Here is a 20568-nt window from a genome sequence, read left to right as displayed (position 1 = left end):
ATCAGTCTCCAGTAGTAAACAAATCCGGATGTAATCCTGAATATTCCTTGAAATAGTCTTTTATTATTTTCATATCCACATCAATATCCCCTGACGGAACAAGACTTTTATTACATTGAATGAGATGTCTTTTGTAGTCCAATCCATATAACAGTATTGGTATACCTGCCTTCAAAGCAATATAATAAAAACCTTTTTTCCAATTAGGATTGCGAGATCTCGTTCCTTCCGGCGTTATACAAAGATAGAATGTGTCTCTAGACTTTGCGGCGTCAGCCAACTGGTCGGTCATCTTTGTATGCTTAGACCTACAGACTGGTATACCTCCTATTTTCTTAAAGAAAAACCCGAGAGGCCATACGAACCATTCCTTTTTCATCATGAAATTAATTCTCAGGCCTTCGGCTCTCATGTATAGCTGTCCTATTACAAAGTCCCAATTACTGGTATGAGGCGCCAGACAGATAATATACTTATCCGGATGAGACACGGTAACATCTTTCTTCCAACCACCTTTTTTATACAAAAGCCACTTGCAAAGTGTTTGCAGCATGACGTGAATAAATTGTTTAGATGTTAACTATATGATCAACAATTTCGCAAATCTGAGCATTAAATTTGTCCTTTAGATCTTTATAATATGATTTTTTTGACATTCCTGGTTCCGGATGCGAAACTCTTCTAATAGAATTGTCGTGTACTATTAAGATTGACGACAATATCGCCTTAACGTCTTCCGTATCCTTCTTACCACTATATAATGATGCTGCCATACACTCAGAAAAAACATCACTACAGATATAATTAATCATTTTCTTTAAATTTCTTTTGCTTGCCATATTATTCTTATTTTTTATGTTTATCTAAAACTTTACACAACAAATGTAATAAATAAATTAATAATCACAAGCCGTTTAATGAAAAAAAACATTATTTTATTCAAAATATTTTATTTATTTTTCTATATTGACAAAAATTCGTAAATTTGCACAGGTCTAAAAGCTATATTTATAACTAACTATATTAATTTAATTTTGGTATTATGGAAAAAAGTGCATTACAGAAAGCCAGAATTGACTACGCACCAAAATTGCCGACATCACTTCAAGGTTCTGTAAAAGTAAAAGAGGGTGCTCCAACACAAAGTGTGGACGATCAGGAAGACATCAAAAAATTATTCCCCAACACTTACGGAATGCCGGTTGTGGAATTTGAACCCAGCAACGAGACACAGACTTGCGAAATGAATGTGGGCGTTATTCTTAGTGGAGGTCAGGCTCCCGGCGGACACAACGTCATAACAGGTCTGTTTGACACTATCAAGCGTCTCAACCCCAACAACAAGCTGTACGGATTCATCCTCGGCCCTGGCGGATTGGTTGACCACAAGTATATTGAAATCACAGAAGACTATATCAACGATTATCGCAACACTGGCGGTTTCGATATGATTGGTTCAGGCCGCACCAAGCTTGAAAAAATTGAGCAATTTGAAAAAGGTCTTGAAATTATACGCGAACTCAACATTAAAGCTCTTGTTATAATTGGCGGTGACGACTCTAACACAAATGCATGTGTCCTTGCCGAATATTATGCAGCAAAGAAATATGGCGTACAGGTTATAGGATGCCCCAAGACCATTGACGGTGACTTGAAGAATGACCAGATTGAAACATCATTCGGTTTTGACACCGCAACAAAGACTTACTCTGAACTTATCGGAAATATCGAGCGCGACTGTAATTCGTCTAAGAAATATTGGCACTTCATTAAACTGATGGGACGTTCTGCCAGCCACATTGCACTGGAATGCGCCCTGCAGTGCCAGCCTAACATCTGTATCATCTCTGAAGAGGTTAAGGCTAAGAACATGACTCTTAACCAAATTGTTGAGAATATCTGTAATGTAATAGCCTACCGTGCAGAGCAAGGCCTCAACTTCGGAGTTATCCTCATACCTGAAGGTCTTATCGAATTTATTCCTTCAATCGGAAAACTTATCGAAGAGCTGAACGACCTCTTGGCTGCTCACGGCAATGACTACAAAGGACTTGACGAAGAGGCACAGCGCGAATACATACTCGCTCACCTGAGCGAAGAGAACAAGCAGACATTTGCCACACTGCCTGCTAACGTTGCCCGCCAGCTTTCACTCGACCGTGATCCTCACGGAAACGTTCAAGTTTCTCTCATAGAAACAGAAAGACTTCTTTCTGATATGTGCGACGCAAAACTTGAGCAGTGGAAAGAAGAAGGTAAATACAAGGGCAAATTCGCATGTCTGCACCACTTCTTCGGATACGAGGGACGTTGCGCAGCTCCTTCTAACTATGACACAAATTACTGCTATGCACTCGGAACAAGCGCTGCTCAACTGATTGCAAACGGAAAGACAGGATACATGGCTATAATCAAAAACACAACAAAGCCCACAAACGAGTGGAGAGCCGGAGGTGTGCCAATCACCATGATGATGAACATGGAGCGCAGAAATGGCGAGATGAAGCCTGTAATCCGCAAAGCTCTCGTTGAACTTGACGGCAAACCGTTCAAGGCATTCGAGAAGATACGTGACAAATGGGCACGCGAGACAAGCTTCATATACCCTGGTCCTATCCAGTATTGGGGTCCTTCTGAAGTTTGCGACTGCACAACAAAGACTCTTGAGTTAGAACAAGAATAATATACAATAATACGAAAAAGATGTGTAAAGGTCGGTTTTGCCTGTAAATGCTGACAAGGCATGGCCTTTACACATTCTTTTTATTTTTAGATGATGACTGGTACAAGAAACAAAAACACCTACAATCGGCACACTACATCAACTAACAGATGTGGCAAAAAAAGGCGTTCTCATACCAGGGCATCATTTTTTCACAGATATCCCAGATGGGCATGGTGGTTGGGCGGACTTGGCGTCGTAGCATTATACGTATGTTTTTTCTATTACTTTTTCGTCGGGCCATTCGGGTTCAGATGGAGAGCCATATACGGTGATGCGAAATATCCCGAGGGGTACGAAATCAGAGGTATTGACATCAGCCATTATCAGGGAGACATTGACTGGGAACTTTTGCAGAATGCAATGATTGAGAAGTGCCCGATACGATTTATATTGATAAAAGCAACAGAAGGCACAGACCGCATTGACCCGAAATTCAAAGAAAACTTCAGACAGGCCAAAGAATATGGCTTCATACGCGGAGCATATCATTTTTGGAGCAACAAGTCGTCTGCACGCTCACAGGCATATTTCTTTTTAAACAATGTATATCTGCAAGACGGAGACCTTCCTCCCGTATTAGACATTGAGCACAAGCCAAAGGATGTAAGCCTTGAGGATTTTCAGCGCGATGTACTTACATGGCTTCACATTATTGAAGACAAATACCATGTCAAGCCGATTATTTACACATATTATAAATTTAAGACGACATATCTCAATGAACCTGTATTCAACGACTACCCTTACTGGATTGCGCATTATTATGTCGACAAAATTGAATATACGGGCGAATGGAAATTTTGGCAGCATACTGATGCCGGACGTCTGCCGGGCATAAAAGGATATGTTGATTTCAATATTTATAACGGAAGTTACTACGACTTGCGCAAACTGACCATTGGATATGAACAAGATTAAACAGAAATCTTATATTAAGATTTAGCTGAATTGCTGTTTAATTTTGAACATATTGGCATTTGATTTTTCATATGCTCAGCAGGCTATGTCAAAAAAGCTTATACCGAGACGGCCGGAAAAGAATAAATAAACTTGTATAATTAGAACAATATGCGTTATAATGAAAATGATTTTACTTAAATATACAAGTCATCATGCGCACCTGCAAACCATAATATTGGATAAAAAACGTAGCTGTCTAAATAAAGAACGACAAAGAAATAATGTCAATAAATATTACTAATTTATGTTCAAAGTTTTCTCTAAAATAGAATTTAATCATTATAAAAATGAGAGAAATTTTAGCGTAAACCTGCCTAAATCCATGCATTTATTGACAAATAAGCCTGAAAATATCATCGAAACAGGCACTTTAACGCGACAAAATCTATGCAATTAATAAGCAAAACCTATGCTTTTCACCTTTAAAACCATAGGTTTTGCTCCAAAAAATCATAACATTCTGGCTATCGGAGAATACGTTTACTGCAACAGAACAGCATAAGACACTGACAGACAATGCATTGCATTTTACGTGTCATTTTATTCTTTTTCTGAAGGCAATACACAAAAAATTCGGAACATGGCAAGTCTGAATGCGTCAAAATCAAAAAGTTTTCTAAATAACGTTCATAAAAGCGCCCTACCCGTCAACGTATTACTATAGTCTTAAACCAGTCTTTCAGGACACCTCCATAATTGTCCTGCGAATCACTGACGAGAATAAGCGTCCTGCTGCCATCAGCCAACTTAGGGCCTAAGCACATTCCTTCATAATTAGCAACTGACCAGTCTAAGAGAGAAAGGCGGGTAACGAAGGAATATACCAGCCGTTTGTTCAGAAACTTTGTATCAGCCCCAATCGCTTCACCCGAGGACAATGGTTCTGCATCTTCAGGAACAATCTCATATAATTTACATTGAGCAAAAGCCCCAATCTTTAACATTGGAACAAAGAATTCACGCTCAAGTACCAACAGGCGTCCGTCACCAAGTGCAGTCAATTCACTTACTCCCATTGCATAATTGCTCGATTTTTTATTTGCCATAGGTTCATCCATACGATAAGCGTACTGCTTCACCGGCTGAAGTTTTTCATCAAACGCCTGAAGTCTCAACACGTTACGTACCTTATTCAGCGAAGTGGCACACTCACCGTCACCATTCATTGTGCCCTCATTTATGGTCCAAAACAAGTGTGCCTCCTCATCATACGCCAATGACTCAAAGCCATAATTGCCTACACATTTTTTATAATCATCCGGAATATTCAGACTGCGGCCTGTAGCCTTGCCGTCAGCCGTATATTCACCAATAACATTATCTGACTCTCTGCTAATGAAAAACGTTCCCGTTGAAGGAACATACGCAATAGCCTCACAGTCAGCATTACGTAAAGAGTCGCCTTTGAAGCCCAAATTCGTAACATCCTTAATTTCTCCCGATACAGAATCAACATCTATTCGAAATACAAAGAATCCGTCTGTTGCAGACTTATCCGAAACGACAGCATATTCATTGCCGCCCACAGGTGTTATTCCGCTGTAATTTCCGGCAGGGACCTTCATCGGAAATGCTTTTTGCCCACAGTCTTTAACAAACTCTGTCTGAGCCCAAAACAAAGTCGGACACAAAGTCATCAGTATTACTGAAATCAATCTTCTACTCATCATCTTTAATCTTAATTATATTTACCACACGGCACAATGCCAATTAGTCAATCAATTCAAGAAGACTATAATCAAGTGCAAATGTAACAAGAAAAATTCTTTAAGTTGACAAAATGCTATATTAAAATCTTGTATAAAAGCACTATAAATAAAATGAAACTTTAAAATAATTCTTTGTTATGACAATTTTTTTATATAACTTTGCGCCTCAAATAGTAAACTATATAACAGAATCAATATGGCCAAAAAATTTGCCGAGCACAACGGTCTGAATCTGACAGAAACGAACAAGGTTGTGCTTGATAGTTGGAACAAGAATAACGTATTTCAAAAATCTATAACAGAGCGTGAGGGATGTCCACAATTTGTATTCTTTGAAGGTCCCCCTTCGGCAAACGGACATCCGGGTATACATCATGTCCTTGCACGTACTATAAAGGACACTTTCAACCGCTATAAGACCATGAAAGGATTTCAGGTTCACCGCAAGGCCGGATGGGACACCCACGGACTTCCTGTAGAGCTTGGAGTTGAAAAAGAACTTGGCATAACCAAAGCAGACATCGACAACAAGGAATCTGAGAAATACATCTCTGTTGAAGATTACAACAAGAAATGCCGTGAGAACGTCATGAAGTTCACGGCAGAATGGAGAGAACTTACAGAGAAGATGGGTTATTGGGTTGACCTTGACAATCCTTATATCACATACGACAACAAATATATAGAAACTCTTTGGTGGCTTCTGAAACAGCTTTATGACAAAGACCTTCTATATAAGGGATACACCATCCAGCCTTACTCACCGGCTGCGGGCACCGGTCTGTCAAGTCACGAGCTCAATCAGCCAGGATGCTACCGCGATGTTAAGGACACCACAGTAACAGCTCAGTTTGCTATCATTGACCCGAAGCCTGAAATGACAGAATGGGGTAAGCCGTATTTCTTGGCATGGACTACTACTCCATGGACACTTGCCGCAAACTCTGCATTGTGCGTAGGCCCAAATATCGACTACGTTGCCGTACAGACATACAACGGATACACAGGTGAGCCGGAAACAGTTGTATTGGCAGAGGTTCTTGTTCCTTCATACTTCAATACAAAGAACGAGAACAACGATTTGGCAAGCTACAAAAAAGGTGACAAAGTTATACCTTATAAAATAGTTGCCCATTACAAAGGTTCTGATCTCGTCGGCATGAAATACGAACAGCTTCTGCCCATGATCAAGCCTATGACTGATGGTGCATTCCGTGTAATCCCTGGTGACTACGTAACAACTGAGGACGGTACAGGTATCGTTCATATCGCTCCTAACTTTGGTGCCGACGATGCTAATGTGGCTAAAAAAGCCGGTGTGCCGCCAATAGTGCTAATAACAAAGAAAGGTGAACATCGCCCTATCGTAGACCTCGAAGGCAAATACTACGTTATTGACGACTTAGACACTGACTTCGTTGAGAAATTTGTCAACAAGGATGCATGGAGCAAATACGCCGGAAGATACGTAAAGAATGCTTATGACGAGAATCTTACAGATAAAGACGAGACTCTCGACATATCTATCTGTATGGACTTAAAGGCTGCAAACAAGGCGTTTAAGATAGAAAAGCACGTACACAGCTATCCGCATTGCTGGCGTACAGACAAACCCGTGCTGTATTATCCTCTTGACAGCTGGTTCATACGTTCAACTGCATGCAAGGAGAGCATGGTTGAAAAGAACAAGACTATCAACTGGAAACCAGAAAGCACCGGTACAGGACGTTTCGGCAACTGGCTTGAGAACCTTAACGACTGGAACCTGAGCCGCAGCCGTTTCTGGGGTACTCCGCTCCCAATATGGCGCGATGAGGACGGAAACGAGATATGCATAGGCTCATTGCAGGAGCTTTATGACGAAATAGAAAAGAGCGTTGCAGCAGGATTCATGGCAAGCAACCCTTTAAAGGACAAAGGTTTTGTGCCCGGTGATTATTCACAGGACAACTATGACAAGATAGACATGCACAGACCTTATGTCGACAACATTATACTTTGCAGTAAGACCAACAAGCCTATGAAGCGCGAAACCGACCTTATAGACGTTTGGTTTGACTCAGGAAGTATGCCTTATGCACAGATTCACTATCCGTTTGAAAACGCAGACATGATAGACAAGAATCTGGCATTCCCTGCCGACTTTATCAATGAAGGTGTAGACCAGACACGTGGATGGTTCTTCACTCTGCACGCAATAGCTACTATGGTGTTTGACAATGTTGCATTTAAGAACGTCATTTCAAGCGGTCTTGTGCTCGACGCTAAGGGCAACAAGATGAGCAAGCGTCTCGGTAATGCTGTTGACCCATTTGAAACACTCGAGAAATATGGCACTGATGCAGTACGTTTCTATATGCTGACCAATTCAGCTCCATGGGACAACCTTAAGTTCGATCCCAATGGCGTTGACGAAGTGCGCAGAAAGTTCTTCGGAACATTATATAACACATATTCATTCTTCAGCCTGTATGCCAACGTTGACGGCTTCGACTATTCACAGGCAGAAATTCCGGTTGCAGAACGTCCGGAGATAGACCGCTGGATATTGTCTGAGCTCAACTCTCTCATAAAAGGCGTAGACGCCTCATTGGCTGACTATGAGCCGACAAAGGCAGGTCGTATGATTGACGAGTTCGTAAATGATGATTTGAGCAACTGGTATGTTCGTCTTAACCGCAAACGTTTCTGGGGCAAGGAGATGGACAGCGACAAGCTGTCTGCTTACCAGACATTATATACCTGTCTGGAAACAATAGCCAAGCTTCTGGCACCATTCTCACCCTTCTACTCAGACCAGCTGTTTAAAGATCTTGAGAATGCTACCGGACGCGATAAAGCCGAGTCAGTACATCTTACAGACTTCCCTGTTGCTGACGAAAGTCTTATTGACAAAGACCTCGAGGCTAGAATGGAGATGGCACAAAAGATCACCTCTATGGTTTTGGCTCTCCGTCGTAAAGTCAACATAAAGGTTCGCCAGCCGTTACAGTCAGTAATGATACCTGCAACAGATGAAAGTCAGAGAAGACACATCGAGGCAATTAAAGACCTTGTAATCAATGAGGTAAACGTAAAAGAGCTCAAGTTTGTAGAAAGCTCAGACGTTCTGGTCAAGAAAGTTAAGTGCAACTTCCGTACAATGGGAAAGAAGTTCGGTAAGCTCATGAAAGGCATTGCTGCCCAAATGGGAAATCTGAGCCAGGAAGAAATTTTATCTCTTGAGAAAGAAGGAAAAATCACCTTAAATGTCGACGAGCAGGAGGTTGTTGTTGAAGCTACTGACGTTGAGATTATAAGTGAGGACATTCCGGGATGGCTTGTCGCAAACGAAGGCAACCTCACTGTAGCTCTTGAAATAGAACTTAACGAAGAGCTTAAGAACGAGGGTATGGCCCGCGAACTGATCAACCGCATTCAGAACTTGCGCAAAGACTGCGGTTTGGAGATAACTGACAGAATTAACGTTACTATTGCTCCAAACGCCCAAATCGAGACAGCAGTCAAAGCTTTTGCCGACTACATCAAGGGACAAGTACTGGCCGATTCAATAACATTGGCTGATAATGACGGTGTGAACACTAACTTCGATGACTTTGACGCAAACATCAAGGTTGAGAAAGTTTAACCTCAAATATTAACTTTAAAATTTATATATTATGGCAGAAAAGACACGTTATAGCGATGAAGAGCTCGAAGAGTTCAGAAGCATAATTAACGATAAGCTCAAATTGGCACGCCGCGACTACAGCAAAATGATGAAAACGCTTATGAATGCCGACGGTAATGACGTTGAGGACACATCTCCTACTTACAAGATATTGGAAGAAGGAAGTGCCACACAGACCAAGGAAGAGCTTATTCAGCAAGCCAGTCGCCTGCAGAAGTTCATCCAGGGACTTGAAGCAGCACTGATAAGAATAGAAAATAAAACGTATGGCATAGACCGTATAACAGGCGAGCTTATACCGAAAGAACGCCTGCGTGCCGTTCCTCATGCGACGTTAAGCGTTGCATCAAAGAATGCCAGAAATCACTAAATGAAAAGTATTAGTACACATAAGAGAAAAGGGCTGATAGCCATATTTGCAGTTATTATACTTCTCGTTATTGACCAAATAATCAAAATTGAGGTCAAAACCAGTATGTGTCTGCATGAAAGCATCAGGATTACTGATTGGTTTTATATAAGCTTTATCGAAAACAACGGTATGGCTTATGGGATGACTATAATAAACAAATTGGTTCTCAGCCTTTTTCGTATTGTAGCAATTAGCGTATTGGGCGTCTACATCTACAGGCAGATAAAAAAGAATGTCAGGACATTTTATCTTGCCTGCTTGGTATTGGTGCTTGCCGGTGCCATAGGCAATCTTATCGACTGCATGTTTTATGGGCTGATATTCAACGCCTCGTCACCCTATTATGTATCATACATGGTTCCGTTTGGCCATGGCTATGCTCCATTCCTTATGGGTAAGGTGGTTGATATGTTCTATTTCCCCCTGATAGTAACGACATGGCCCGAATGGGTTCCATTTTGGGGTGGAGACGAATTTATCTTTTTCAGTCCTGTCTTTAACTTTGCAGACGCCTGCATCAGCGTTGGCGTAATTCTGCTTCTGCTGTTTTGCCGTACAGAACTCTCACAAATATCATTTAGCCGAAAATGAAAATCAATACAAGTTTCCTGCTGATATCTCTCTTGCTGATAATTTTTTCATGCAAGCCTCAAGTACCTGGGAAATACCTTCAGCCAGACGAGTTCGAGGATATATTGTATGATTACCATTTAGCGGATGCAATGGTCAACAATGACGGTTCAGACGAGAAAAAGTATGAAGTGACATTATACCGTCAGGCAGTATTAAAGAAATACGGAATAACTCAGGCCGAGTTCGATTCTTCGCTTGTCTATTATGTACGGCATGCTGACAGACTGCACAAAATATACGAAAATCTGTCAAAGCGCCTAAGCGATGAAGCCCTGGCACTAGGAGCGTCAGCTAACGACATAAGCAAATATGGAGATCTGACATCTGTAAAAGATACATCTAACATGTGGAGAGGTGTGTCGTCGTGTGTTCTGATGCCTAACGCTCCGTACAACACTATGTCGTTCGAGATTACGGCAGACAGCACATATCATGAAGGAGACAAGCTCATTTTCAGCTTCAACAGCAACTTTATCTTCAAAGAAGGTGTCAGAGACGGAGTTGCCATGCTTGCCGTACAGTTCAAGAACGACAGCATAGCAAGCAGCGTTATTCATCTGTCATCAAACAACAATTACAGCATCAGCATTGCTGATACTGAGAATAACGGAATTAAAGCCATAAGGGGATTTGTGTATCTGAACAAATCTTTATCTGATCAAAACAAAAATGCCCTTAACCTATTGGCTATAGACAGAATAAGACTCATACGCATGCGCAACAACGGACGCACTAAACCGCAAAGCACAAGCAACAATAGCGTAACAGACAGAGACACTCTAAAAAGAGTAAATGGAACTAATACGGTAAAACGCGCCGACTCTGTAAGCAAGCCGAAACAGCCGGCCAACCAACCGGCAATCCCTGTACGCTCAATTTCCAACGAGCCTGTGCAAATGAGACGCATTGCACCTACACCGCAAAAGCTTAAAGCACAATAATTGTTGAACAAAACAATTTACACCCTTACATATATGCCAAGGCGAATAGCAGCAAACAGAATTATATTCGGCAGCAAGGAATTTATACAATATGCCATCGAGATTGAAGGCAGCATTGTAAAAAACTATTACCCGCTCACAGAAGAACTGCCGTTTACCGAATGGCTCGGAGGCACAATAACATTGTCTGACGACGCTGAAGGATGTTTAAGGGCGTACAAGGACGGAAAACTGCTGACACAAGATAGCTACTGAACCGTAGATGAAATATATTTATTGCAGGCTATATGATTGACTAGCTTTATCACTTGCAGACAAATAATCATTGACGTCATTTGCCACACAAATTCTTATAAAACCATTATCTCTCATTCCCAAGGATTTACAGATATCATGAAACCATTCTGATAACAGCAGATATCAGTAAATCAGACTTTCAACCATAGATATCCTCACACTGGATTTACCCCCAATCAGTCATTGATCCGCATGCTGCCTGATAACTGTTTTCGGCAAAAGAACAGGCAAAGGCAAGCCTTTGCCGTATAATTACGGCTTAGCATTGCTTCACTTCTACTGCATCAGATATGAAACCGATGGCGTTTCTTTGCCTTACGTGGAGTCATCGGACTGAATGACGGAGCCGAAGATCCGCCACTCCACCCCTTGACAGAAGCTCCTCCATAAGGCACTCCTCTATATTGTGCATAACGCTGGCGGATGCGGTCGACATAATCAACCGTCTCCGAGCCTCGCATATATCCATGCTTCACCACAGGATCGTTATAATACTGTGGCTGCTCGAGGGCCAGAATATAATACGCCACGTCGCGCCATCTGTGAGGACTCTTCCCGTTCTTGCGTGCAAGAGCCATAGCATCCTGAACATGGAAATATCCGCCATTATATGAAGCCAGTACAAACAACTGCCGCTCTGCTGCGCTCGGGATATTTCTGAAATATCCGTTTAGCTCGCTTATATAGCGCGCTGCCGCACTTATGTTTTTCTCCGGATCATGAATATCCGACATTGCCAGTCCGAGATGCGAAGCCGTACCGGGCATTATCTGCATCAGTCCTCGGGCACCGGCCCACGACCTGGCCTGAGGATCGAAGCACGACTCCTGATAACACTGTGCAGCCATCAGGCGCCAGTCCCATCTTGCAACAGGAGCATATTTCTTGAACAACGGGTCATAATGAGATATCACGCCGCCGGCCCTGTTAAGGAAGGGGGCATATACATGTCGCTTTACGCTTTTTGACGACAGCAGATAGCTTTCTTCCTTCTTTATGTCGGCAAGCATGTTTGGCTTGTACCAGCTGTTCAGACTGTCTGCCAGTTCCTTGTTTCCCGTGTCTACCGCCCACTGAACACCGAGAGAGTCAACACCGGCGCCACAGGCAATAAGCCTGTTTTTCTGTGCCAGCTTCTTAGGCAACGGAAAAGCTATAAGGTCTGCGTCGCCAGCAAGCAGACGCTTAACCATCTCTGCCGTATCCTTACACACCTCAACTCTCAGCGACACTCCAAGTTTTTGTGCAAACTTCTCACACAAAAGATATTGCGCGCCCATACCTCTGCCACGATAATCATAGTATGTCTCCGGACCGGTCAGCGTCAGTGCTATAAGTTCACCGTTGCCGACAATGTCGCTTACAGTAAAGTTGTCATTAGGCAATATTGTGTCTGTCTGCACCTCGCCCCATGGCGTAACAAGGGGTTCTTTCTTCTTTTCTGCGCACGATAGCATCACCGCCACAAGCAAGGCTGTCAGTAATAATCTTAACGGTTGGTACATATTTTCATAATAAAAACGCAGATAAAATTCAATCTGCAGCAAATCGGATACAAAAGTACAACGATTTTTGCAGATATGCTTAAAAAGAAGTAATTTTGCCATGTATTTTTAATTAATTTATAAATTATATTGTGAGTTGCAGCATTGTCTAAAGCCGCCTGTTTGACGATACTATAAATCTGCCTGACCTATCATACACCAGGATAAGCTCAAACAAACGCACACATGATGCCATCACAATAATAATAAAGAACATAAGACAAAATTAGCCATGAAGCCATTAAAAGAATTAACTCGGCCAAATATATGGAACCTGAAACCTTACAGCAGCGCACACAACGAATGCGGCGCAACAGCAGCAAAGGTGTTTCTCGATGCCAACGAGAATCCATATAACTCGCCTTACAACAGATATCCCGATCCGCAACAGTCCGAAGTCAAAGCCCGACTGTCTAAAATAAAAGGCGTAAGGCCCGAGCAGATTTTTCTCGGCAACGGCTCCGACGAGGCCATCGACTTGCTCTATCGCTGCTTTACATGCCCTGGCAGAGACAACGTTGTGGCCATAGAACCTACATACGGCATGTATAAAGTCTGCGCCGACATCAACGATGTTGAATACCGCACGGTTGAACTTGACCAAAATTATCAGACTACAGCCGACAGGCTGCTCCATGCATGCAGCGACACCACTAAACTCATATGGATATGCTCGCCCAACAATCCTACCGGCAACAACATCATGCGCGATGAGGTTGTCAAAGTGATAAACGAGTTTCAGGGCATTGTAGTGGTCGACGAGGCTTACTCTGATTTCTCTTCAGAGCGGCCGCTGCGGCTCGATATTGCCAAGTATCCTAACCTTGTTGTGCTCAACACCTTCAGCAACGCATGGGGATGTGCGGCCATAAGGCTAGGCATGGCTTTTGCGCAAAAGGATATAATAGACATCTTCAACAAGGTGAAACATCCTTACAACATAAGCACACTGACGCAGAGGCAGGCCATCGAAGCACTCAAAGAGCCTTACGAGGTCGACAAATGGGTGAAGACCATACTGCTTGAAAGGGGCAGAATGATTGAGGCGTTCAGACTGCTGCCCTTCTGCGAACGGATATACCCTACTGATGCCAATTTCTTCCTTGCCAAGATGAACGATGCACAGGCCATTTACGACTATCTTAAAAGCAATGGCGTGATTGTAAGAAACAGAGCCAACGTGCATCTTTGCAACAACTGCCTGCGCATAACCATAGGCAGCAAGAGCGAAAACAACGAACTGCTGTCGGCCCTGAGACAATACTGACCGGATACTCAGGCCTGATGTACGCGTCAATCAATATGCAACATCGCTTAAATGAACAATGATTTTTATTAAATAGGTATAACAACTACAGATAATACGGACAGGCGTCAGGCTGCATTTAGCCGAGGCCTGTCCGCTTTTATTTCACGAATAGATACATAGCCTCAGACGCCCTACAGCTTCCAACTCTTATATCATCCTGCTTTTTTTATTCTTAAAGACGAATAACAATTTACCAATTTAATACGGATGCTTACGGAACTTTTAATTTTTAAGTTTTCATTTTTAGTTGCGCTTTTGCTCCTTCTCTTCACTTCCGACAAGCGTTTTTCATCTTTAATTTTTAACTTTTAATTTTTAAGTTCTCATTTTTAGTTGCACTTTTGCCCCTTCTTTTCACTTCCATCAGGCGTTTTTCATCTTTAATTTTTAACTTTTAATTTTTAAGTTCTCATTTTTAGTTGCACTTTTGCCCCTTCTTTTCACTTCCGTCAGGCGTTTTTCATCTTTAATTTTTAACTTTTAATTTTTAATTTCTCTTAGCTCCTTGCGCCAATAGAAAACCCAAATACGGCTCAAAGCATAAAGGCACTAAATTGTTAAAGCAATGTGCAGTCTAATGACAGATTTGGCTTTAACCAATTTAATCCCAAATAAAAATCCTCAAGAGTATCGGATTTTTCACTTTTCCCCTTTTCGTTTTTCACTTAATAACGTTTCTTTATTTGTAAATATTTCTGACATTTTCTGTCCGTTTGACGCTCTCAGAATAGCGATGTTCATCGCAAGTCTGTGATTTGGCGTGAAAAACGGCAAAAATCAGACTTTACGGTTAAGTCTCTGTCATTCAATTTCTTATACCGTTTTAAGCTCAAAACCTTAATAGTTAAAAAATATTACTCTGCCGTTTACGCTCCAAAAGTGGCCGACTTATACTCTCAAAAGCGCCCTTTAATCACTCTAAAACCATGCTTTTACGGCTCAAAATCCATGTTTTTTGCCTCGTTATCCATCCTGATAAGCAAACGAATGTTAACCATTTAGAATTTTTGCACCGAGTAATTAACATCCGTTATCTTTTGATTTTCCAGATTGAAAAAATATTTTGTCCTAAGTTTTTACTTAAAGCAAGAACTGCTGATTAAAGGCAATCCAAAGAATTTGCGGCTTGGAACGTCAAGAAGCAACAAGACTATTGTTCTGTCGGATATGTTATCCGACAGCATTAAATATTAGGATCTGTGATCCAAAACTCATACCTTAATAGCTATTTTTTTGATTAGAAATTCATATCTAAAATAAAAATAGGAAGTAAGCGGATTAAAATCCTTATACTTAATTCCGGCAGATTGCAAATCAGCCGGCACATTAGCTTTGTTGGTTCAAATCAATTGTACAAGCGATATTTGCGGCTTGGAAACTATAAAAACATTAGAAAGCAACAAGGCTATTGTTCTGTCGGATATGTTATCCGACAGCATTAAATATTAGGATCTGTGATCCAAAACTCATACCTATTAATAAAAATAGGAAGTGAGCGGATTAAAATCCTTATACTTAATTTCGGCAGATTGCAAATCAGCCGGCACATTTGTCTTGTGGCTACAGGCGGTTAAGTGAAAAATGAAAAGTGAAAAACGAAAAATCCAAATGCCCAGTAGTAGATTATGCCCAACAAGAAATCCTAAGAATTTGCGGCTTGAAACGAAAAGAAACAACAAGACTATTGTTCTGTCGGATATGCTATCCGACAGCATTAAATATTAGGATCTGTGATCCGAAATCCATACAAAAATTAAAATAGGAAGCAAGCGGATTAAAATCCTTATATTCAATTCCGGCAGATTACAAATCAGCCGGCACATTTGTCTTGTGGCTACAGGCGGTTAAGTGAAGTATCGAATTTTTCACTCTTCACTCTTCGTTCTTCACTTAAACAAGCTCCTTTAACTACTCTAACTCCTTTAACTACTCAAAAAAAATATTATCTTTGCATCTCGAATACCATTTAAAACGATGAAGAGAATTATAACCAACATAACGGGCGGCCTTTTATTGGCCGTATCTATAGTGCCAACACTATTATCTGTTGTGTCTTGCGGACAGCAGGCGGCAGACAGAGATATTGCTGCGGCAGACAGTCTGAGCGAGGCGGCACCACAAAGGGCGACGATGCTTATTGACAGTCTGGAGGGAGAAAGCACAATGAACAAAAGCCGGCAAATGAAGCTGCTGCTGCTAAAGGCTAAAGTAAGAAATAAACTCATAATGCCCATGAGCACCGACTCGCTGAAAGACATTGCCGACTATTTTGACAAGCACGGAGATTCTAACGAACGTATGCTCGCATACTATATCCTTGGATGCGTATATCAAAGAAGTCAGGATGCCCCCATGGCATTGCAGTATTTTCATGAAGCGGCAGCAAAGGCAGACACCACTGACAGCAGCTGCGACTTTCTTACACTGCACAGAATACACGTATGGTCGGCAGAGATTTTAAAAAATCAGCGTGCCATAAGCGACGCTTTCCACGAAAATAGCCTGGCGTTTAAATACGCAATGAAGGCAAAAGACACTTTAAGTGCTATTATTACATACGAACAGAAGGCAAATATTTATTCTAAACAGTATTTAATAGACTCAGTCATCAGCATACGCGAAAAGCTGTATGGACTTTACTCCAAATACGGATATAAAAGAGAAGCAGCCTACTCTTTAGGGCCACTTATTGACATTTACGCAAAAAACGGAAACATATCAAAAGCCAAGCATGCCTTGGATGTATATGAAAAAATGAGCGGAAGATTTGATAAATATGGCAACATTAAAAAAGGCCTGGAAGTGCATTATGCAATTAAAGGATATTATTATCTTAGCATTAACGACTATGACTCTGCAAGGCTGTGCTTTGACAAGTGCCTGAAGACAACATCCAATTAGCCTAATGATTTTGGATACAGCTACGAGGGGCTTACTGAATTATACAAAAAACTTCATCGGCCTGACTCTGTTGCAAAATATTCTGAATTAACACGCCAGATGACAGATTCTTTTTATACCCGTATGTCAACCGAACATCTCCAGCAGATGCAGGCAATGTATAACTATAACAGATACAGGCAGAATGCTGAAGAGGCTGAGAAAGACGCATTGCGGACAAAATATATCAGCATAATCATAATTATGGCCATCATGGCTGCAGCCATTGGCGGGGCACTGGCCGTGAGAACATATATAATAAGGAAACGCAGGGCAAGAGTTAACGAGATAAAAGAATATAAACGCAAAATAAATGAGCTTGAAATGAGCAAAACAGAGCTCGAAAGCATCAACAGCGGCCTGCATGCCGAAGTAAACAGGATGATTGAAGAAAAGACAAAAGAGATAGAAGTGCTGCGTGCTGAATATGAAGATAAGTTTAAAGACATAAAAGACAGTATGGTCTTTGAAGACAAACCGGTGATCAAGCGGATAAAACAGTATGCAAGAAAGACACACAGCCGTATCGGCAAAGAAGATTCAGGCCTGCTTAAGGAAATGTTCAGAGACTATAAGCCGTTGAGCAAATGGGAAAATACGCTCAACGACAACGAATATCTGATTTGCCTGCTTATAAGACTCAACTTTGTGCCGGCTGAAATATGCATACTTACAGATTCGTCTTCGTCTAACATTTCAAACATACGTAAAAGGCTTCTCGTAAAGATGACCGGACACGAAGGCTCGCCAAAAGATTTCGACAAATACATAAAATCCTTATAATCAGATAGTTAGTTATACAGGCAGTCCGCCGTTGTGAAATTTTTTCACAACGGCGGACTGCCTTTTTTTGCAGGTTTGTGAAAAACTTGTGAAAAATCAACTCTTAAAATATTTGCAACCTTTTTCCAAATTCTGTTACTTTGCGATTGAATTTAAAACCAAAATATTATGAAAAAGTTATTATTAATAATGTTTGCCGTTATGGCATTTACAGCACACACATCGGCACAATCTGTCGATATTCCTTTTTACGGGGATTATTTACAATTGCATGTAAAGGCTGATAATAGTTTTGACAGTGACCAAAATGGAACTCCGCCTTTATACACTCCGATAAAAGGTCCGTCAATAGGCTTATGTAGCAATACATTATATTTATTTGGACAGTTTAATAATATCGTTTTAAGGTTGGTTGACAATGACATCGCCATCTATTCAATGGATATACTGGCTGGAACCAACGAAGTGGAATTGCCAGCTGATATGCAAGGCATTTATGAACTGCAGTTAGATGACGGCAAATACATATATTATTGTGAAATTGAGATAGAATAAAATTTAGAAAAATATAAACGACATAATATCAAATTTAAATCAACTTTTAAATAACATTACGAATCTTAGTTGAGATTAAGTTTAACATGCTATAAGTTGATTAACTAAAGATTTGATTAATAATGATGATAAAGAAAAGGTACATAATAATATAGCGACTGGATTAAATGGAATGGCCGATCATAAAGTCCGTTAATATATAGAGGCAAAAACCTGAAACCTCTGTACAAAAAGCACATATAAATGTTTAAGTCGACAAAATGTTTATATTAGTGTTAAGGAAAACATAACATTTTAATTCTTAAAATTATGAAAATCGAACGAATTATAACTGAAGGCGAATTGTTAAACGTTGAACAATTGGCAGAAATTGCAGGTGGAACGGGTGTACAAGGAAACAATACCAATGGAGGAGTATGTAAATGCACCGGTGACGGAAATTCAAATGGTTTCTTATGCACTTGTGAAGGTGAAATTGACGATAAAAATGAGCCTAAACCAGACAAACCTATCGTCAATCCAGGGTCAGGTGATGGTAAGTAAATTGAACTCTTAATAACAAAATTAAGGTACGTCTGTTATAAAAAATAACAGACGTATCTAAACAAATAAATTTAATCTAAAAAGTAATACTATGAAGTTGAGCAAATATACCATTTTTTATAAAGATCAAGAAAAGCATTATATTTTTAATCAAATATCCAATGCTCTGTTGAAGATTGACAATGAATTATACTCTGCTTTGGAGAATAAGAACTTACAAATATTGCCGGCAGAGATATGCAAGACATTAGAAAATAACGGTTTTATCATTAACGACGACATTGATGAAACATGTGGTATACGTTATGGAAATCTGATAAGCCGTTACAACAGCAAATTATTACGAATAACAATTATTCCAACTCTTAGCTGCAATTTTAGATGTTGGTATTGTTACGAAGACCATAAAGCATCATTGATGACAAAGGAAAGTGCTAAATCTATTCTTCGTTTTATAAAATCAGAAATACAAAACAACAATATAAAAAATGTAGTTCTTGACTGGTTTGGAGGAGAACCTCTTTTGAGATTTTCGCAAATAATTTATCCGTTGTCTAAAATATTAAAAAAATGGTGTGAACGTAATAATATAATATTTTCAAATATTATCACGACAAACGGAAGTCTGATAAATGATGACATGGCAATGAAAATGGATGAGATAAATTTACGTCAATTTCAGATAACCCTGGATGGTGACAAAGAGCACCATAACAAAGTAAGATTCTCGCCATCAATGAAAGATTCTTATGATATAATTGTTAGAAACATACATACGCTTTGTAAAATAATCAAAAATCCAAATATCGAATTACGGATAAACTATACTGAAGCCAATATTGATAACGCAAAATCAATACTTGATTCTTTTGACAAAGATGTAAGAAACTTTATACATGTGTCCCCACAAATTGTATGGCAAGAAAGTAAAAAACTTGATTCACTTTCAAATAAAGTGCTTGAGCTTAAGAACAAGGCACATGAAAAAGGCTACAATAATAATATTGATAAAAAATCATTTCTGTATCGCTGCTCTGTTTGTTACGTTGAAAATATGGAACAATTTGTTATAAATTATAATTTGGATGTTTACAAATGTACAGCACGCGATTATAACGGAAAATACTGTATTGGTAAGATTAACGCTGACGGAAAATTTTTACCTAATAATATGTATTATAAGTATTATACTACCCAATCGCCATTTTTAAGAAAAGAGTGTATGGAATGTGAACTATTGCCAAGTTGTTTTTTCTCAATCGCATGTATACAAAAAAAGATCGAAGGATATACGCCCAAATGTCATAAAGATTTGGCAAAGGCATTTATGCTAAATACCATCAGGAATAAAATACATCAGCAACAGCATACAATCTGAAAAATATTTTATGTTTAACATCTATATGTATTAATACAAAAAATATAGGTATGAGATTTCTGCTTTTCATAATTTTCGCCTTGATATCTGTAGGTTCGGGCGCTCAGGAAAACAAGTATGGCATGACTGGCCGTGTTGTAGACAAAGAAGGCATGGCTGTGATGCGTGC

The 20568-nt window shown here is 40.2% G+C and carries 17 protein-coding genes; 13 read left to right on the top strand and 4 right to left on the bottom strand.

Annotated elements, in window-relative coordinates:
* Position 1: 1 nt before the first annotated feature.
* Both ACZMIG_RS09575 and ACZMIG_RS09570 read right to left on the bottom strand, forming a co-directional pair.
* Positions 2–553 carry a 1-acyl-sn-glycerol-3-phosphate acyltransferase gene (locus ACZMIG_RS09575; protein ID WP_418874792.1) on the bottom strand — a complete coding sequence of 184 codons (552 nt, stop codon included), beginning with the start codon at positions 551–553 and terminating at the stop codon, positions 2–4.
* Positions 554–569: 16 nt separating this feature from the next.
* Positions 570–839: a hypothetical protein gene (locus tag ACZMIG_RS09570; protein WP_021854967.1), complete on the bottom strand. Its 270-nt coding sequence runs from the start codon at positions 837–839 to the stop codon at positions 570–572.
* Between the two features lie 203 nt (positions 840–1042).
* Here ACZMIG_RS09570 and ACZMIG_RS09565 point away from each other — a divergent pair, with 203 nt between their 5' ends.
* Together ACZMIG_RS09565 and ACZMIG_RS09560 are read left to right on the top strand one after the other, a co-directional pair.
* On the top strand, positions 1043–2683 hold the full coding sequence (locus ACZMIG_RS09565) for a diphosphate--fructose-6-phosphate 1-phosphotransferase (protein ID WP_287604563.1): 1641 nt from the start codon (positions 1043–1045) through the stop codon (positions 2681–2683).
* 93 nt (positions 2684–2776) lie between these two features.
* Positions 2777–3643 carry a glycoside hydrolase family 25 protein gene (locus ACZMIG_RS09560; protein ID WP_487889492.1) on the top strand — a complete coding sequence of 289 codons (867 nt, stop codon included), beginning with the start codon at positions 2777–2779 and terminating at the stop codon, positions 3641–3643.
* Between the two features lie 689 nt (positions 3644–4332).
* Here ACZMIG_RS09560 and ACZMIG_RS09555 read toward each other — a convergent pair.
* Positions 4333–5250 (bottom strand): esterase-like activity of phytase family protein, encoded by a 918-nt coding sequence (locus ACZMIG_RS09555; RefSeq protein ID WP_487889481.1) that lies wholly within the window; start codon positions 5248–5250, stop codon positions 4333–4335.
* A gap of 340 nt (positions 5251–5590) precedes the next feature.
* On the opposite strand from ACZMIG_RS09555, the gene ileS reads away from it, so the two are divergent.
* From ileS to ACZMIG_RS09530, 5 genes are read left to right on the top strand one after another with little or no spacing between them, the layout of a single operon-like run.
* On the top strand, positions 5591–9022 hold the full coding sequence (ileS, locus tag ACZMIG_RS09550; RefSeq protein ID WP_287604663.1) for an isoleucine--tRNA ligase: 3432 nt from the start codon (positions 5591–5593) through the stop codon (positions 9020–9022).
* Between the two features lie 31 nt (positions 9023–9053).
* Positions 9054–9434, top strand: a complete 381-nt coding sequence (locus ACZMIG_RS09545) for a TraR/DksA family transcriptional regulator (protein WP_021854975.1) — start codon at positions 9054–9056, stop codon at positions 9432–9434.
* Complete coding sequence (locus tag ACZMIG_RS09540; protein WP_021854976.1) at positions 9435–10067, top strand: lipoprotein signal peptidase; 633 nt, start codon at positions 9435–9437, stop codon at positions 10065–10067.
* A complete protein-coding gene (locus ACZMIG_RS09535; RefSeq protein ID WP_021854977.1) occupies positions 10064–11050 on the top strand; it encodes a DUF4296 domain-containing protein in 987 nt (328 codons plus the stop codon). Before ACZMIG_RS09540 ends, ACZMIG_RS09535 begins: the two co-directional genes overlap by 4 nt.
* A 3-nt stretch (positions 11051–11053) precedes the next feature.
* Complete coding sequence (locus tag ACZMIG_RS09530; protein ID WP_487889480.1) at positions 11054–11305, top strand: hypothetical protein; 252 nt, start codon at positions 11054–11056, stop codon at positions 11303–11305.
* Positions 11306–11631: 326 nt separating this feature from the next.
* On the opposite strand, the gene ACZMIG_RS09525 is transcribed toward ACZMIG_RS09530, so the two are convergent.
* Positions 11632–12852: an MltF family protein gene (locus ACZMIG_RS09525; RefSeq protein ID WP_418874797.1), complete on the bottom strand. Its 1221-nt coding sequence runs from the start codon at positions 12850–12852 to the stop codon at positions 11632–11634.
* A 271-nt stretch (positions 12853–13123) separates the two neighbouring features.
* Between ACZMIG_RS09525 and hisC the strand changes: the two genes are divergently transcribed.
* From hisC to ACZMIG_RS09495, 6 genes are all read left to right on the top strand, one after another.
* Positions 13124–14158, top strand: coding sequence for a histidinol-phosphate transaminase (gene hisC, locus ACZMIG_RS09520; RefSeq protein ID WP_021854980.1), 1035 nt, complete (start codon positions 13124–13126; stop codon positions 14156–14158).
* A 2016-nt stretch (positions 14159–16174) separates the two neighbouring features.
* The gene (locus ACZMIG_RS09515; protein ID WP_487889479.1) at positions 16175–17101 is read left to right on the top strand and encodes a hypothetical protein; all 927 of its coding nucleotides are present in this window, start codon (positions 16175–16177) and stop codon (positions 17099–17101) included.
* 99 nt (positions 17102–17200) lie between these two features.
* Entirely contained in the window at positions 17201–17923 is a 723-nt protein-coding gene (locus ACZMIG_RS09510) for a hypothetical protein (protein WP_487889478.1), read from the top strand.
* Positions 17924–18091: 168 nt separating this feature from the next.
* Positions 18092–18478, top strand: coding sequence for a hypothetical protein (locus ACZMIG_RS09505; protein ID WP_487889477.1), 387 nt, complete (start codon positions 18092–18094; stop codon positions 18476–18478).
* A gap of 309 nt (positions 18479–18787) precedes the next feature.
* A complete protein-coding gene (locus tag ACZMIG_RS09500; protein WP_487889476.1) occupies positions 18788–19021 on the top strand; it encodes a hypothetical protein in 234 nt (77 codons plus the stop codon).
* 91 nt (positions 19022–19112) lie between these two features.
* Positions 19113–20399 carry a radical SAM protein gene (locus ACZMIG_RS09495; RefSeq protein ID WP_487889475.1) on the top strand — a complete coding sequence of 429 codons (1287 nt, stop codon included), beginning with the start codon at positions 19113–19115 and terminating at the stop codon, positions 20397–20399.
* Positions 20400–20568: the final 169 nt, after the last annotated feature.

The sequence above is a fragment of the Xylanibacter sp. genome, assembly GCF_057607445.1.
This window is presented reverse-complemented; position numbering and strand designations above follow the sequence as displayed.